Origin of the sequence: Microbacterium lushaniae (genome assembly GCF_008727775.1) — a bacterium.
Lineage (GTDB): Bacteria > Actinomycetota > Actinomycetes > Actinomycetales > Microbacteriaceae > Microbacterium > Microbacterium lushaniae.
The window spans coordinates 3,239,347-3,255,114 of record NZ_CP044232.1; the positions used below are offsets into that span (position 1 = coordinate 3,239,347).

Below are 15,768 nucleotides of genomic sequence, written 5' to 3' on the forward strand. Positions count from 1 at the left end.
GGATGCGGATGTGCAGGTGGTTCACGATGGCTCCGTTCATTCGATTCATCCGGCCGGTTCGGCGACGGAGGCGGAGTGCGCGGCGAGGAAGGATGCGGCGAACGCAGGGAAGTCGCCCGAGCCGCCGTCGGCGGCGAAGGCGGCGAACAGCGCGGCGCCGTAGGCGGTGCCCTCGTCGTGCGAGGTGAGCGAGACGTCGGGGAGCACGAGGCTGCGGGCGCGCACGACGCTGGGCATCTTCGACCATCCGCCCGTGAGCAGGGTCGAGGTGGGGGCGGGGACCTCGCGGTCCATGACCTCCATGAGCTCGGCGCACATGTCGTTGCCGTGCAGCAGCGCGGCGATGAACAGCTCCTCCGGAGACAGCCCGTCGCTGTTGGCGACGACCTTGAGCACGCCGTCGTCGTTGCGCGCGCCGGTGACCTCCAGACCGCCGTCGGCCAGCGCCCCGCGCACGGGCAGCTGCATCACGCGCGCGTCCAGATCGAGGCGGCCGCGTTCGTCGGCGACCCCGATGAGCTGCAGCACGCGCCGCATGAGCAGGCCCGACTTGGTCCCCGCCAGCAGCACGTACTTGCCCGGCAGCACGTGCCGCACGGTGTTGATGCCGGCGTGGGCCAGGCGCTCGCGGGCGTCGAACGGAAGCGCGGCGTCGATGACGCGGACGAGCGCCTCGGCCGTGCCCATCGAGTCGTACAGCTCGTCGCTGGCGGTGGCTCCGGCCGCGACGGCGGAGACGAGGTGGTCGTGACCGGCGATCGTGAGAGCGGCGGCCTGGAAGGCCTGCGGCATCCGTTCGTCGGCGAGCAGGCCGACGGGCATGCCGGCGCCCACGCGTTCGGCGAGCACGCCCGGTCCCACCCCGAGCACGTCCAGCGCCGCATCCCACGGGACGCTGCCGTCCTGATCGATCATGCCGGTGCGCGAGACGAGCGAGTACTCCGCCACGCGCGGGCCGCCGAGGGAGCGGACGATGTACTCGGGGACGTTCAGGAAGGTGCGCGCGCGCAGGTCGATGCCCTCATCGCGCAGGTACAGGAGCTTGGAGATCGTGGCGAGCGGCCCCACGGGCAGACCCGTGCGGCCCGGGAACTCGGCGCGGAACTCCGCGGGCGTCTGCTGGATCTGCGCGCCGCCGCGCGGATCGAACCACGCCATGATGGGCGCGGCCGGGCGGTCGGCCCCGTCCAGGAGCACTCCGGCCTCCGCCATGCCGGAGACCCCCAGTGCCGCCACGCGGTAGGCGCCGTGGCGGGAGAGGGCGGCGTCGGCCTCGTGCGCGAGTTCGCGCACGACGCTCAGCGCGCGTTCGGCCGGCATCTCGGCCTGGCCGTGATCGAGACTGACCCACGGCGAGCGGCGGCTGACCACGAGCACTTCGCGCCCGTCCGGGGTGGCCGCGAGCATCTTGATGCTCGTGGATCCCATGTCGACGCCGACGACGTATTCGTTCACCGCAGCTCCCCGGTGGCCAGCGTCGCGGGCCACCCCGCACCGGGGCGGGCGACGAGCACCGACGCGTCGCCGTCGATGTGCCACGAGCCGAAGGAGTGCGGCACCGCGAAGGCCTGCCCCGAGTGGACCGCGACGGCGCCCTCGTCGGAGACGACGGCGCCGTCACCGTCGGTGACGAGGATCACCGCGAAGCCCGCCTCGACCGCATCCGGCCCAGAGGCCACGGCGAGGCGGAAGTACGGGTCTGCCGCGGCGGGGAGCACGCTGCGGATGCCGCGGCCCTGTCGTTCGCCCTCGGTCGTGATGAGCGAGGCCAGCGCGTCCGGCGTCAGCGCCTGCGTGGAGACGGCGGGCATGACCGTGTCGAACCCGAGGTCCAGGTGCGACTCCTCCCGCGTGGAGGTGGTCACCGACCACTCCAGCAGGATCGAGAAGTCGGTGGGCTCCTGCACCTCGGCCACGAAGATGCCGCCGTCGATGGCGTGGGCGGTGCCGGCCGGGACGAGGACCCCCATGCCTTCGCGCACCTCGACGCGGTTGAGGTGGTCCAGCATCCATTCGCTGTCCTGCGCGTCGCGGCGGCGGTCGAGTTCGTCGCGGTCGACGGCTTCCTTCCACCCGACGTACACGGCGCAGCCGGGCTCGGTGTCGAGCACGTACCACGCCTCGGTCTTGCCGTAGGGGCAGTCCAGGTGCGCCGCGGCGAAGCTGCGCTCGGGGTGCACGTGGACGGGGAGGCGCTGGCGCGCGTCGAGCAGCTTGACGAGGATCCCGACATCGGCGGCGTCGCGGCCCTCGGTGGACCCGATCCACGCGGAGCGGTCGCCCGCGACGACGTCACGCAGCAACGTCCCGCCCTCCGTCACGGCGAGCCCCGTCTCGGTGTCGCCGAAGCGCGCGACGGTGGCTCCCAGCCACTCCTCGGGCTGACGGTCGGACTCCGGGACGATCCCGCGCAGCGCCGCGATGCGGTCGCCACCGAGGTAGAAGTGCTGCACCGGATTCGGAGGGAGGAGGAGGGGCTTCATGATTCGGCTCCGAGGAGGGTCGAGGCCCCGGCCGCACGCGGGGGCAGTTCGCCCGATCCGCGCTGGACGAGGGAGGTGGGCAGGACGATCCGCCGCGGTTCGGAGGCGGGATCGTCGAACAGTTCCAGCAGCCGCTGGAAGGCGGCCGTCGCGATCGGACGGGGGACGTGATCCACGCACGTGATGGCGGGGGTGAACAGGTCGGCGAGCTCGAAGTCGCCGAAGGAGATGAGCGCGAGGCCTTCGGTGCCGGCGGCGCGGATGGCGTCCATCGTGGCGATCGAGGCACGCGAGGTCGCGCACAGCACGGCGGTGGGCGCATCCGGACGGGCCAGCAGCGCCGCCGACGCCGACGCCATCGCGGAGCGGCTGCGCGGGTGACCGACGATGAGCGACTCGTCCACGGCGATGCCGGCCTCATCCAGCGCGGCACGGAAGCCGGCCAGGCGAGCGCTGTTGGTGGGGTAGGCGGGGTCGTCGCCGATGAACCCGATGCGGCGGTGCCCCTGCTCGACGAGGTGACGGGCGGCGTCGCGCGCAGCGGCGAAGTCGTCGACGATCACGGAGTCGATGCCCTCGCGCACCCGGTCGACGCTGACGATGGGGAACCGCCGACGCAGCACCTGCAGCTCCTGCGCGCTCACGCCCACGGGGGCGATGATGAGCCCGCGCAGCTGGTGTCCGGCCAGCCGCTGGAGGTGCTCGCGCTCACGGTCGGCGTCGAACCCGGTGCTGGCGAACAGCAGGCTCATACCGCGCTCGGCGGCGAGGTCTTCCAGCACGCTGACGAGGTCGGCGAAGAACGGGTCGGAGATGGCGTCGATGACCACTCCGATGGCGTCCTGCCCCCCGGTCTTGAGGGAGCGGGCGGTCGTGTTGGGAACGAATCCGAGATCGCCGATGGCGGCACGCACGCGCGTGCGGGTCTCCTCGCGCACGCCGGGCTCGTCGTTGACGACCCGTGACACCGTCTTGATGCTGACCCTGGCCCGGGCGGCGACGTCGGTGATGCGTGCGCGCGGGTGCGCACCGCGGGGAAGGGCCGTGGCCCCCGCCTCAGCATCCTCGTCGTGCGCCATTTCACCTCGACATCGTTGTCATTTCGAAACCCCGGCGAGCCGGGACACCCGTCGATATAGTGGGCCTCTTCCGACAACGTTGTCAAGTCTTGGCGGAAAGTGAGGCCTGATGATCTTCCTGGCAGTCACCGGGGCACCCGGTGCGGGCAAGTCCACCCTCGGCCGCGCGCTGGCCGCGCACCTGCGACTCCCGGTGCTCGACCTCGACACGCTCACCAACCCCGTGCTGGAGGACCTGCTCCCTCCGCTGCTGGGGGGCGCGCACTGGAACGACGAGGCCTTGCGCGACACCGTTCGCCCCGCCCGTTACCGCGTCCTGCGCGAAGCACTGGCCGACCAGCGCCGCACGGGGGTGGGGGCGGTGGCCGTCGCGCCGTTCACGGCCGAACTCACCGGCGGTGAGGACTGGCGCCGGCTCACCCAGGCGTGCGGACAGGAGCCGGTCGTGGTGTGGATGACCGGCACGCCCGAGACCCTCGCCGGGCGCCGGGCGCAGCGGGACGCCGACCGCGACGCGCACGCCGTGGATCCGCCCGCCGAGCCGCCGACGGTGCCGCACGTGCGCATCGACGCGGCGCTGTCCACCCCGCAGCAGGTGACGCGCGTGCTGCGGGCGCTCGGGCGCCATCGCGCACTCCCCGCCGAGTCCCCGCTGTGGTCGCGGCGGTTCGACGCGGCACTGTTCGACCTGGACGGCACTCTCATCGACTCCACGCCCGCGGTGCTGCGCTCGTGGACGGTGCTCGCGCGCGAGTTCGGCGTCGACCTGGACCTGCTGGCCTCCGGCCACGGGCAGCCTGCGGCGCAGCTCATCGCCCGGATGTTCCCCGCCGACCGTGCCGAGGTCGCACTCGCGCGCATCTCCGAGATCGAGGCCGCCGAGGTCTCGGATGTGGCGCCCATCCCCGGCTCGGCCGACTTCTTCGCCTCGGCACCGCGCCACGCGATCGTCACCAGCGGCACGCGCCTGATCGCGGGCAACCGTCTGCAGGCGGCGGGCCTGCCGCGCCCCGATGTCGTGGTGACCTTCGACGACGTCACGCGGGGCAAGCCCGATCCCGAGCCCTTCGTCCTCGCCGCGAGCCGGCTGGGCGTGGAGCCCGGCGATTGCGTGGTGTTCGAGGACGCCCCCGCCGGCATCACCGCGGCCCGCGCGGCCGGATGCGCCGTGGTGGCGATCACCGGCACGCACGAGGCCGACGAGCTCGCCGACGCCGACGTGGTCGTCGACCGCCTCGACCAGCTCGAGTTCGTCGCCGACGGCTCCGCGTTCCGCCTCCGCATCCGCCCCTGACCCGCCCGCCCACGCCCGGCCCGGCCGCCCCGCCCGGCCCAGCCCCGACTCGCCGAAAGTGCATCATCTCGGCGAGAGTGCACCGGATTCGATGCACATTCGCCGGGATGATGCACTCTCGCGGGGCAGGGCGCGGCGGGGCGGCGGGGTCAGCGCGCGGTGTAGCCGCCGTCGATCGGCAGCGAGACGGCGCTGATCATGCTCGCCTCGTCGCTGAGCAGGAACACGATGGGGCCGGCGATGTCGTCCTCGGTCGCCCAGCGTCCGAGCGGCATCTGCTCCAGGAAGGGGCCACCCACGTCTTCGCGACCCCAGTACCACTCCGACATCGGCGTCATCACGACGGTCGGGTTGACGCTGTTGACGCGGATGCCGTAGCGCCCGAGTTCGAGCGCCGAGACCCGGGTGATGTTGTCCAGCGCCGCCTTGGAGGAGCCGTACGAGATGTGGCCGGTGAGGGCGACCAGGCCGGCCTGGCTCGACACGTTCACGATCGCGCCGCCGCGGCCCAGGCGGATCATCTCGCGCGCGGCGTATTTGATCACCAGCAGCGCCCCGCGGGTGTTCACCGCGATGACCTTGTCGAAGACGGAGATGTCGGTGTCCTGCGGGGTGGCGATCTCGCCGCCGAAGCCGGCGCAGTTCACCACGCCCCACAGGTCGAGACCCTCGATCGCGGCGCGGACGGAATCCTCCGACTCGAGGTCGAACGCCAGGGGCCGCGCGCCCGTCTCCTGCGTGATCGCCTCGAGCGATTCCGCCGTGCGACCTGCGGCGATGACGTCCGCTCCGCGTGCGACCAAGTGACGCACGGTGGCGCCGCCGATGCCGCCCGCGGCTCCCGTGACCAGAACGGTACGACCTTCGAAGTCTCCCATTGCGTATGTGTCCTTTCGTTAGACTCTGGGCCGTGACCGACCTGAACAGCTCGACGCTGAGCAACGCAACCGACAACGTTGTCATCCCACCGTACGATCGGGACGAGACTCTATCCGGAGTCGTGCACTTCGGTCTAGGCGGCTTCAGCCGCGCCCACCTCGCGATGTACCTGGACCGGGCCCTCAGCGAGGGCGGCGAGCCCGGATGGGGCGTGTGCGGGGTGGGGCTGATGCCCGGCGACGCCCGCATGCGCGACGTGCTCGCGGCGCAGGATCGCCTGTACACCCTCGTCACCCGCAGCCCCGACGGCGCCACGACCGCGCGCGTCATCGGCTCGGTCGCCGAGTACCTCTACGCCCCCGACAGCCCCGAGGCCGTCATCGAGAAGCTGGCCTCGCCGGAGGTGCGGATCGTGTCGCTGACCGTCACCGAGGCCGGCTACGGCGTGGACGACGTCACGGGCAGGTTCGACCTCGACCGCGCCGGCGCGCGGGCCGACGCGGTCGCCGGCGCCGCCCCGACCACGGTGTGGGGCTACCTCGTCGCCGGTCTCGCGCGCCGCCGGGAACGGGGCATCCCGCCGTTCACGGTGCTCTCGTGCGACAACATCCAGGGCAACGGCGCGGTCGCGCGGGAGGCTCTCGTCGGCTTCGCCCGTGCCGCCGCGCCGGACGTGGCCGACTGGATCGCGACTGAGGCGGCGTTCCCCAATTCGATGGTCGACCGCATCACACCGGCCACGACCCCCGAAGACGTCGACGTCGTCGAGCAGCTCACGGGACTGCGCGACGCGTGGCCGGTGTGCGCGGAGGAATTCGCGCAGTGGGTGATCGAGGACCGCTTCCCCACCGGCCGCCCCGCGCTCGAAACGGTCGGCGCCCAGTTCGTCACCGACGTCGCCCCGTACGAGAAGATGAAGCTGCGGCTGCTGAACGCCTCCCACCAGGCGATGTCGTACCTGGGGCTGCTCGCCGGATTCACGCACGTGCACGACGTCGTGGACGACCCCGACTTCGCCGCCTTCCTCGGCGCGTACATGCGGGAGGAGGCCCAGCCCACCCTCGACCCCGTGCCCGGCATCGACCTGGCCGCCTATCGCGCGCAGTTGCTCGCGCGCTTCTCCAACCGCGCCATCCAGGACACCCTGGCCCGCCAGGTCGTGGACGGCTCCGACCGCATCCCGAAGTTCCTCATGCCCGTGATCGAGGACCGGCTCGCCGCGGGCGGATCCCTCGCGCGGTGCGCGCTCGTCCTGGCCGCATGGCAGGCGTGCCTGGTGCGGGGAGCGCGGGACGCGCGGGAGCGCGTCATCACGCACGATGCCCGCCTCGAGGTGCTGGAGGCGGCCGCGACTGCGGATGAGGCCGACCCGGGCGCCTTCCTCACGCACGTGCCGACGCTCGGCGTCGATGACCCGCGGCTGCGCGAGGCCTATCTGGCCGCGCGCTCGCTCCTCGCCGAGCGAGGGCCGCGGGGGGCGGCGATCGCCCTCGCGTGACGCCGGCCGCGGGGGGCGGCGCACCCTCGCGTGACGCGGGCCGCGGCGATCGCCCTCGCGTGACGTGGGCCGCGGGGGGCGGCGCACCCTCCCGTGACGCGGGCCGCGGCGGGCGGCGACGCCCCGCGCGATGCGGGCTAGGAGAGCGAGCCGGTCGCCTCGATCTCCACGCCGAGGGTGAGCGCGGCGCCGGGCGCGAGGGGACGCAGGAGCCCCTGTTCGCGGGCGGCGGCGCGCCCCAGGATCGTGGGGACGAGCGCCGGCTCCACCCCGAGCACGAACAGCCCCGGCTGGGCCACACGCCACTGGAACAGTCCGGGAAGCTGCGCGGTGTCGAAGCGCACCGCGACGCTGAGCCCACGCGGGTTGAGCACCTCGACGGCGACACGCTCGTCCTTCGGCAGCTCGTGGGCGAACACCTGCTCCGGGTAGGGGTGGGATGGCGCGGGGAAGGTGTCCCACGTCTCCGCTCCGACGGCGGCCTGCTCGTCCCGCGGGCGCACCGCCGTCGCCGGACTGTGCAGGCGCGTGCCCTCGTCCACGAGCGGCCAGCCGAAGTTCACGTGGTAGAGCACCATGGGCTCCACCGCATCCGCCCCCCGGTTGGTCAGGACGTCGTCCACCCGGATCGTGCGCTCCCCCGGCACGAGCGTCACACGCCGGCGCAGCTCGAGGTCGGCGCCGAAGACGGCGGCCTCGCGCACCACGCCCTCCACGACGACCTCGTCGTCGGTCGCCTCCGCCCGCACGACCGTCGCCGGCAGCGACGTGTACCGGCCGTGCATCGGATGCTGCTCCCCGCCGTCGTCGGCGGCAGGACCGACGTTGCGCAGGCCGCACGTCGTGAGGAGTCCTCCCCCGAACGCACGGGAGAAGCCACGCCCATCGCCGTCGTGCACGCTGGCGCGGGGGAATCCCGTGGGCGAGAGCCATGCCAGCGGCACGCCGCCCACCCGCACCTGGCCCAGGTCGAGCCCGCGGTCGGGCAGGAGCTCGAGGTCGACATCGCCCGCGACCATCCGGATGCGCCGCATCCCCGTCGACGGTCCGTCGGTCATGAGCGAGGATTCCACCGCCGCCGTCTGCGCGAGCGAACCGCGGCGCTCACGCGCGTGCTCGATGGGCCTCCCGAACAGCTCCGTCGCCATGTCTTCCCTCCGTCGAAGCGCCACGGTAGCAGCCCCCGCCCCGGGCGACCGCTGCCGGCGTCGCCTCGCCCGAACTCCTCAAGACTCACGCGTGCGCGCCGGCGCACCCCCGGAATCACGCGGGTCCGCGCCTGCGCGAGCTGCGATCTTGAGGAGTTCGGGCAGCGCGACCACCTGGAGCCGCCCGGCCGAGCCGGCGCCCGCAGCCACCCGGGCTGCGCTCCCACTCGGCTCGCGCGGTCCCGCCTCTGCCCGCACCTGGCGACCCCTGCCGGCGGCGGCCTCGCCCGAACTCCTCAAAAGTCACACGCGCGAGCCGACGCACCCCCGGAATGACGCGGGTCCGCGCCTGCGCGAGCTGCGATCTTGCGGAGTTCGGGCAGGGCGACCACCCGGAGCCGCCCGGCCGGACCGGCGCCCGCAGCCACCCGGGCAGCGCGCCCACTCGGCTCGCGCGGTCCCGCCTATGTCCGCACCAGGCGACCCCTGCCGACGTCGGCCCCGCCCGAACTCCTCAAGACTCACGCGTGCGAGCCGACGCACCCCCGGAATCACGCGAAACCGCGCCCACCCGAGCTGCGATCTTGAGGAGTTCGGGCAGGGCGACCACCCGGATCGCGCGACGGCTACACGTTGTTGACAACGTTGTCTCAGCTTGCCCATACTGAGAGGGCCGCCGCACCGGCGCGGCCCCGTCGCCAGCCATCGGAGAGTGCACTCCCATGACGAAGTACCGCCTCAATCGCCTCTTCAACCCGCGATCCGGCCGCGCGCTGGATGTGGCGGTGGACCACGGCGCGTTCCACGAGCACGCATTTCTCGCCGGGATCGAAGACATGCCCGCCACGGTGGCGACCCTCATCGACGCCGGCCCCGACGCCATCCAGCTGACCCTCGGGCAGGCTCCGCTCCTCCAGTCGGCGCCGGGCAAGGACAAGCCCGGCCTCGTGCTGCGCACCGACATCGCCAACGTCTACAACAGCCCGCTCGAGTCGCCCCTGCACAGCGTCCACGTGCCCGACGCGATCGAGGTCGCGGTGCGGCTGGACGCCGTCGCGGTCTGCGTGAACCTCCTCGACCTGCCCGGTCACCCCGAGGTCCGCGAGCAGTGCATCCGCTCGATCCTCGCGCTGCGCACCGACGCGGAGCGCTACGGGATGCCGCTCATGATCGAGCCGCTCGTGATGCAGACGAACTCCGACAAGGGCGGGTACACGGTCGACGGAGACACCCGCAAGATCGTCACGCTCGTGCGTCAGGCCCGCGAGCTGGGCGCCGACCTCATCAAGGCCGACCCCACCGACGACATCGGCGACTACCACCTCGTCGTGCAGGCCGCCGCCGGCACCCCCGTGCTCGTGCGCGGCGGCGGACGCGTCGACGATCGCACGCTCCTCGAGCGCACCCAGGCCGTCCTGGCCCAGGGCGCCCGCGGCATCGTCTACGGGCGCAACGTCATCCAGCATCCGCATCCTGCCGGCATCACCGCGGCCCTCATGGCCGTCGTCCACGACGACGCCACCGTCGACGACGCCCTCGCCCTGATCGGAGGCGAGGGATGACCGCGCCCCGGCGCGTGAACGTCGGCATCGTGGGCGCCGGCCTCATGGGGCGGGAGATCGCCGCCGCCCTGCGTCGCTGGCCCGCGCTCATCGACCATCCCGTGGATCCTCAGCTGGTCGCCGTGTGCGACATCAACCCCGCCGCGATGGAGTGGTTCGACCGCATCGACACCGTGCGACTGAAGACCACCGACTACCACGAGCTCCTCGCCGACCCCGACGTCGACGTCGTCTACATCGCGGTGCGCCACGACCTCCACGAGCAGCTGTACGTCGACACCATCCGTGCCGGCAAGGCGCTGCTGGCCGAGAAGCCCTTCGGAATCGACGGGGCGGCGGCGGATGCGGTGCTCCACGCGATCGACGAGGCCCCCGCCTCGTTCGTGCGGATCTCCAGCGAGATGCCGTTCTTCCCGGGCGCGCAGTGGGCCGTCGATTACGTCCGCAGCGGAGCCCTCGGCCGCGTCATCGAGGCGAAGTGCACGTTCCTGCACGCCAGCGACCTCGACCCGGCGAAGCCGCTGAACTGGAAGCGGCAGAAGCAGTTCTGCGGCGAGGCCGGCGTCATGAACGACCTCGGGATGCACACGTGGCACGTTCCGCTGCGCCTGGGCTGGGTGCCCGAGCGGCTCGTCGGGGTGCTGCAGGACATCGTCACCGAGCGCCCCGGACCCGACGGGACGCCCGTGCCGTGCGACACGTGGGACAACGCCGTCATCCACAGCTGGACCACCCACGATGGCGCCCCCTTCGTGCTGACCACCGAGACCAAGCGCATCGCGCCGGGCGAGAAGAACACGTGGGAGTTCGAGGCGATCGGAATGGACGGCGGGGTGCGCTTCAGCACGAAGAACCCCAAGTCGGTCGAGGTGTTCGCCGTCGTCGACGTCCCAGGTGTGGGCCGGGAGCAGAGCTGGCAGCGGATCGACGCGGGCAGCCAGGCCGTGTGGCCCACCGTGACCGGAGCGAACTTCGAGACCGGGTTCTCGGACTCGATCCTGCAGATGTGGGCGGCGTTCCTCGCCGAGTTCGCCGGCGAGCTGGGCGAGCGTTTCGGGACGGTCCGGCCCGAGGAGGCCGCGCTGACGCACCGCATCTTCTCGGCGGCGATCGCGTCGCACGAGCAGGCCGCGCTGGTTCCGCTGGAGCGGTGATCCGCGGCAGCGGCGTGCGCCATCCGTAGGATCGACGCGACCACGACGCAGGAAGGCACCGGATGCGCAAGAGCGGTCGCCCCACCATGGTGGATGTCGCCGCCGACGCCGGCGTCAGCCTGAAGACCGTCTCACGCGTCATCAACGGCCAGCCCAATGTCGACGCGGCCCTCATCGAGCGCGTGAACGCCTCGATCGCCCGCCTCGGCTTCCACCGCAACGCCCTCGCGGCCAGCCTGCGTTCGGGCAGCCGCGACACGATCGGATTCCTCGCCGCCGACCTGTCGAACACGTTCTACATGACCGTCGCCGCCGCCGTGTCGACGGTGGCGATCGGCCGTGGGATGCAGGTCATCATGGCCTCCAGCGAAGAGGATGCGCGCGCCGAGCGCACGCTGGCGCTGGACCTGTGCCAGCGCCGCGTGGGCGGGCTGATCCTCGTCCCCGCGGGTGAGGACCAGTCCTATCTCGCCGGCGAGGTGGCCGCCGGCACGCCGGTGGTGTTCCTCGACCGCCCCGGCGGCGGACTCGAGGCCGACGCCGTGCTGATCGACAACCGCGGCGGCGCGCACGCGGCGGTCGCCGAACTGCTCCGCTACGGGCACGAACGCATCGCGCTGCTGTTCGACTCGCCCTCGATCTTCACGATGGCCGAGCGCCGGCAGGGGTTCCTCGACGCCTTCGCGGAGGCGGGGCGCATCCCTGACCCGGCCCTGCTCGTGTCGGATCTGCACACCCCCGCCGCGGCCCGGGACGCCATGGAGCGCCTGCTGGAGGCGGAGCATCCGCCCACCGCGGTGTTCTGCGCCAACAACCGCTCGACCATCGGGGCCCTGGAGGCGATCCTTCCCCGCGACGCCGAGGTGGCGGTCACCGGCTTCGACGACTTCGAACTCGCGCAGGTGCTTCCCCGGCGCATCCGCATCGTGGACTACGACACCGATCGCATGGGCACCGTCGCCGCCGAGACCCTGTTCGCGCGGATCGACGGCTCGGCCGGATCGTCGCGCTTCCTGCTCCCCACGCGCCTGGTCGATCGCGGCGGCTACGGGCGCTGATCCTGCGACGGGCTCAGGAGCGCCGCGTCACGCCTCGCGCGTGATCGTGACCTTCACCCGCAGCTGCGACTTGAACGGCCCGGCGTAGACGCCGCGCAGCGGCGGCACGTCGTTGTAGTCGCGGCCGCGCCCCACCAGGACGTGCCGGTCGCCGATCTCGATGTTGTTGGTGGGGTCGAAGCCCTGCCAGTCGCCGGCGAACCACTCCACCCACGCGTGCGACTCGCCCGTCACCGCGACGCCCACCTCGGCGCTGGGGCGCGGGTGCAGGTAGCCCGAGACGTACCGGGCCGGGATGCCGACCTCCCGCAGCGCCCCGAGGGTGACGTGCGCGAGGTCCTGGCACACGCCCTTGCGCGCCTCCCACGCCTCCGACGCGGTCGAGTGCACGCCCGTGACGCCGTGCATGTACTCGACGGCGTCGCCGATGGCCTCGGCGATCGCGCGCGCCGCCGTTCCGGGATGATCGTGCTGCGCGGCGATGGCCCGCGCGATCTCGGCGACCTCGGGGTGCGGTCGGGTCCGAGCGGTCTGCACGAGCTGTTCGACCGTGCCGATCGAGCGGGCCGCCTCCGCCGCGAGCGCGTCCCACGTGATGTCGATGTGCGGCAGCGGCCGGGGACGCACCTCCACGAGCGAGCGCGCCGTGATGGTGAGGTCCGAATGCGGGGAGAGCACGTCGAAGGCGCTGACGCGCGTGCCGAAGTAGTCCACGTAGGAGTTCACCGTGGTGGACGGCTCGATCTCCAGGCCCGAGCTGAGCACGAACTGGCTGTCGGTGGAGGTCGGCAGCATCCGCGCTTCGTTGTACGACGCCGAGACGTCGCCCTGGTAGGCGAAGCCGGTCGAGTGCTCGATGCGGAGGCGTTTCACGAGATCTCCCCGATCCAGCTGGGCTCGGCCTGCGTCGGGAAGAACCGCGAGCGGATGGCCTCGGATGCTTCGCGCGTCACCTTCTGCACGCGCTGCATGTGCAGCGGCAGCTCGCCGAGGATGTCGCTGATCGGCCGGTACTCCAGGTCGTTGCGGATCTGGCCCAGTGCACGCAGCACGGTGTTGGAGTGGCCGACGCGGTCGGCGCGCGGGTCGATCGCGCTCATGCACTCCTCCGCGCGCTGGATCGAGTAGATGATCGAGCGCGGGAACAGGCGGTCCAGCAGCAGGAACTCCGCCGCGTTGCGGGCGCTGGGCATGCCGCGGTAGGTGCGCAGGTAGGCCTCGTATGCGCCGCACGAGCGCAGGATCGTCGTCCACGACGGCCCCGACACCTCCGTCAGCGAACGGGTGGCCAGCAGGCGCGCGGTCATGTCGGCCCGTTCGATGCTGCGCCCGAGGGTGAAGAACTGCCACGCCTCGTCGCGGCTGGTGGAGGAGTCGACGATCCCGACCGCGAGGGCCGCACGCTCGCGCACCCAGGCGAAGAATTCGTGCACCTTGTCGGTCTGCAGTCGCCGCGGCATCCGCGAGTTGGTGGTGTTGAGGGTCTCCCACAGTTCGGTGGAGACGATCTCGCGCGCGCGGCGGGCGTTCTCGCGGGAGGCGGTGAGGGCGTACGCGATGCTCGCGGGGTTCATCCGGTCAACGGCCAGACGCTGCAGGACGTCGTCGCGGCGCACCTTGTCGACGTCCTCGAGCGGGAACGAACCCATGACGCTCAGCAGCGACCGGCACGCGGTGTCCTCGTCGATCCACGGGTCTTCCAGCAGCAGCTGGAGGTGCACGTCGAGGATGCGCGCCGTACCGTCGCTGCGCTCGATGTAGCGCCCGATCCAGAACAAGGATTCGGCGATGCGGCTCAGCATCCGTCCACCCCCCGTGGGAGGTCGCGGGCCTGTTGCTGCTGCTCGTGCTGCGGACCGTGCTCGTTGGTGGCAGGCGCGGCCTGCTGCTGCTGTTGCTGCTGCTCGGTGTCGCCTCGGTGGGGATCCTGCGGCGAATGGGTCACCTCGGGCTGGGCGTCGGAGATGATCGGGATCGCTGCGGTGATCGTGGCGGCCTGATCGGCGACGAGACCGGCCAGGCCGTTGCCCTGTCCGTACTCGACGTGCGCGGGGGCGGAGCCGCCCACGATCCACGTGTCCTTGGATCCGCCGCCCTGGCTGGAATTGACCACGAGCTCCCCTTCGGGGAGGGCGACGCGGGTCAGTCCGCCCGGAAGCACCCACACGTCGTCGCCGTCGTTGACGGCGAACGGCCGCAGGTCGGCGTGACGTGGCCGCATCCCGTCCGCCACGAGGGTGGGGATGGTCGAGAGCATGACCACGGGCTGGGCGATCCACCCGCGCGGGTCGGCCCTGAGGCGGCGGCGCAGGGCGTCCAGCTCCGACGGCGACGCGTCGGGCCCCACGACCAGACCCTTGCCGCCGGATCCGTCGACGGGCTTGACCACGAGTTCGGGGAGACGGTCGAGCACTTCCTCGAGCGCCCCGGGGTCCTCCAGCCGCCACGTGTCGACGTTGCGCAGAATCGGCTCCTCGGCGAGGTAGTAGCGGATGAGGTCGGGCACATACGTGTACAGCAGCTTGTCGTCGGCGACGCCGTTGCCCACGGCGTTGGCGATCGTGACGTTGCCCAGGCGTGCGGCCAGCATGATGCCGGGCGCGCCGAGCATGGAGTCGGCACGGAACTGCAGCGGGTCGAGGAAGTCGTCGTCGACGCGCCGGTAGATGACGTCGACGCGCTGCGGACCACGCGTGGTGCGCATGAAGACCTTGCCCGCCCACGCAGATGAGGTCGCGCCCCTCGACGAGCTCGACGCCCATGAGACGGGCGAGCAGCGTGTGCTCGTAGTACGCGGAGTTGTACACCCCCGGCGTCAGCACGACGACGTTGGGGTCTTCGATGCCGCCCCCGCGCGGAGGCCCGCAGCGCCGCGAGGAGCTTGTTCGGGTAGTCCCCCACGGGACTCACGCGCATCGAGACGAACAGCTCGGGCAGCGTCTGGGCCATCACGCGGCGGTTGGAGATGACGTAGCTGACGCCGCTGGGGACGCGCACGTTGTCTTCGAGCACCCGCATCTCGCCGTGCTCGTCGCGGATGAGGTCGATGCCGGCGACCTGGATGCGGACGCCGTTGGCGCTGTGGATCCCCGCGGCCTGGCGGTAGAAGTACTGCGACGAGGCGATCAGCTGGGCGGGCAGCACGCCGTCGCGCACGCCAGTGCTGGCTGCCGTATGCGTCGTCGAGGAACGCCTCGAGCGCGCGCACGCGCTGCTTGACGCCCGCCTCCACGCGCGACCACTCGTCGTAGTCGATGATGCGGGGCACCGCATCCAGCGGGAACGGACGCTCCTCACCGGCGAAGTCGAACGTCACGCCCTGCGCGAGGTACGAGCTCGCGAGCGACTCGGTGCGCCCGCGGAGCTCCTCCTGCGTCATCTGCGCCAGCGCCTGGTACAGCTCCCGGTAGGCCTTGCGCGATTCGGCGTGCTCGCCCGGATGCGGCGGGTCGCCGAACATCTCGTCGTACGCCGGGATGCCGGTCGAGGTCTTGCGCGGCGCCAGCGTGGAGCCGTATCCGTCGAACAGGTCACCCATGTCACGAGCCTAGTGGCGGCCATGTTGCCGCCATGTTTCGGCGCCGGGGGGTTGCGCCCGACGCCCTAAACAGGA

General features: G+C 72.0%; 12 protein-coding genes and 1 pseudogene. 5 read left to right on the forward strand and 8 right to left on the reverse strand.

Going from position 1 to position 15,768, the window contains the following annotated elements; all coding sequences use genetic code 11:
* Positions 1–45: 45 nt before the first annotated feature.
* From F6J85_RS15675 to F6J85_RS15685, 3 genes are read right to left on the reverse strand one after another with little or no spacing between them, the layout of a single operon-like run.
* Positions 46–1,455, reverse strand: coding sequence for an FGGY-family carbohydrate kinase (locus F6J85_RS15675; protein ID WP_202980844.1), 1,410 nt, complete (start codon positions 1,453–1,455; stop codon positions 46–48).
* Positions 1,452–2,483 carry a class I mannose-6-phosphate isomerase gene (locus tag F6J85_RS15680; RefSeq protein ID WP_150926457.1) on the reverse strand — a complete coding sequence of 344 codons (1,032 nt, stop codon included), beginning with the start codon at positions 2,481–2,483 and terminating at the stop codon, positions 1,452–1,454. Before F6J85_RS15680 ends, F6J85_RS15675 begins: the two co-directional genes overlap by 4 nt.
* Positions 2,480–3,562, reverse strand: coding sequence for a LacI family DNA-binding transcriptional regulator (locus F6J85_RS15685; RefSeq protein ID WP_150926459.1), 1,083 nt, complete (start codon positions 3,560–3,562; stop codon positions 2,480–2,482). Before F6J85_RS15685 ends, F6J85_RS15680 begins: the two co-directional genes overlap by 4 nt.
* A gap of 109 nt (positions 3,563–3,671) precedes the next feature.
* Here F6J85_RS15685 and F6J85_RS15690 point away from each other — a divergent pair, with 109 nt between their 5' ends.
* Complete coding sequence (locus tag F6J85_RS15690) at positions 3,672–4,856, forward strand: HAD-IA family hydrolase (RefSeq protein WP_150926461.1); 1,185 nt, start codon at positions 3,672–3,674, stop codon at positions 4,854–4,856.
* Positions 4,857–5,005: 149 nt separating this feature from the next.
* On the opposite strand, the gene F6J85_RS15695 is transcribed toward F6J85_RS15690, so the two are convergent.
* Positions 5,006–5,734 (reverse strand): SDR family oxidoreductase, encoded by a 729-nt coding sequence (locus F6J85_RS15695; protein WP_150926465.1) that lies wholly within the window; start codon positions 5,732–5,734, stop codon positions 5,006–5,008.
* Between the two features lie 32 nt (positions 5,735–5,766).
* On the opposite strand from F6J85_RS15695, the gene F6J85_RS15700 reads away from it, so the two are divergent.
* Positions 5,767–7,233 (forward strand): mannitol dehydrogenase family protein, encoded by a 1,467-nt coding sequence (locus F6J85_RS15700; RefSeq protein WP_238706984.1) that lies wholly within the window; start codon positions 5,767–5,769, stop codon positions 7,231–7,233.
* Between the two features lie 137 nt (positions 7,234–7,370).
* Here the strand turns inward: F6J85_RS15700 and F6J85_RS15705 are convergent, their stop codons facing one another.
* The gene (locus tag F6J85_RS15705) at positions 7,371–8,381 is read right to left on the reverse strand and encodes an aldose 1-epimerase family protein (RefSeq protein WP_150926469.1); all 1,011 of its coding nucleotides are present in this window, start codon (positions 8,379–8,381) and stop codon (positions 7,371–7,373) included.
* Positions 8,382–9,103: 722 nt separating this feature from the next.
* Here F6J85_RS15705 and F6J85_RS15710 point away from each other — a divergent pair.
* The 3 genes from F6J85_RS15710 (at position 9,104) to F6J85_RS15720 (ending at position 12,155) form a co-directional block, all read left to right on the forward strand.
* Positions 9,104–9,943, forward strand: coding sequence for a class I fructose-bisphosphate aldolase (locus F6J85_RS15710; protein WP_150926471.1), 840 nt, complete (start codon positions 9,104–9,106; stop codon positions 9,941–9,943).
* Positions 9,940–11,097 carry a Gfo/Idh/MocA family protein gene (locus F6J85_RS15715; protein WP_150926474.1) on the forward strand — a complete coding sequence of 386 codons (1,158 nt, stop codon included), beginning with the start codon at positions 9,940–9,942 and terminating at the stop codon, positions 11,095–11,097. The genes F6J85_RS15710 and F6J85_RS15715 overlap by 4 nt, the downstream gene beginning before the upstream one ends.
* A gap of 62 nt (positions 11,098–11,159) precedes the next feature.
* The gene (locus tag F6J85_RS15720; protein ID WP_202980845.1) at positions 11,160–12,155 is read left to right on the forward strand and encodes a LacI family DNA-binding transcriptional regulator; all 996 of its coding nucleotides are present in this window, start codon (positions 11,160–11,162) and stop codon (positions 12,153–12,155) included.
* A gap of 27 nt (positions 12,156–12,182) precedes the next feature.
* Here the strand turns inward: F6J85_RS15720 and F6J85_RS15725 are convergent, their stop codons facing one another.
* The 3 genes and pseudogenes from F6J85_RS15725 to F6J85_RS15735 all read right to left on the reverse strand — a co-directional run bounded on the left by F6J85_RS15725 (position 12,183) and on the right by F6J85_RS15735 (position 15,693).
* On the reverse strand, positions 12,183–13,028 hold the full coding sequence (locus tag F6J85_RS15725; protein WP_150926476.1) for a transglutaminase family protein: 846 nt from the start codon (positions 13,026–13,028) through the stop codon (positions 12,183–12,185).
* Complete coding sequence (locus F6J85_RS15730; RefSeq protein ID WP_150926478.1) at positions 13,025–13,957, reverse strand: alpha-E domain-containing protein; 933 nt, start codon at positions 13,955–13,957, stop codon at positions 13,025–13,027. The genes F6J85_RS15725 and F6J85_RS15730 overlap by 4 nt, the downstream gene beginning before the upstream one ends.
* Positions 13,951–15,693, reverse strand: a pseudogene (locus tag F6J85_RS15735) (circularly permuted type 2 ATP-grasp protein). The gene F6J85_RS15730 and the pseudogene F6J85_RS15735 overlap by 7 nt, the downstream one beginning before the upstream one ends.
* Between the last annotated feature and the right edge of the window lie 75 nt (positions 15,694–15,768).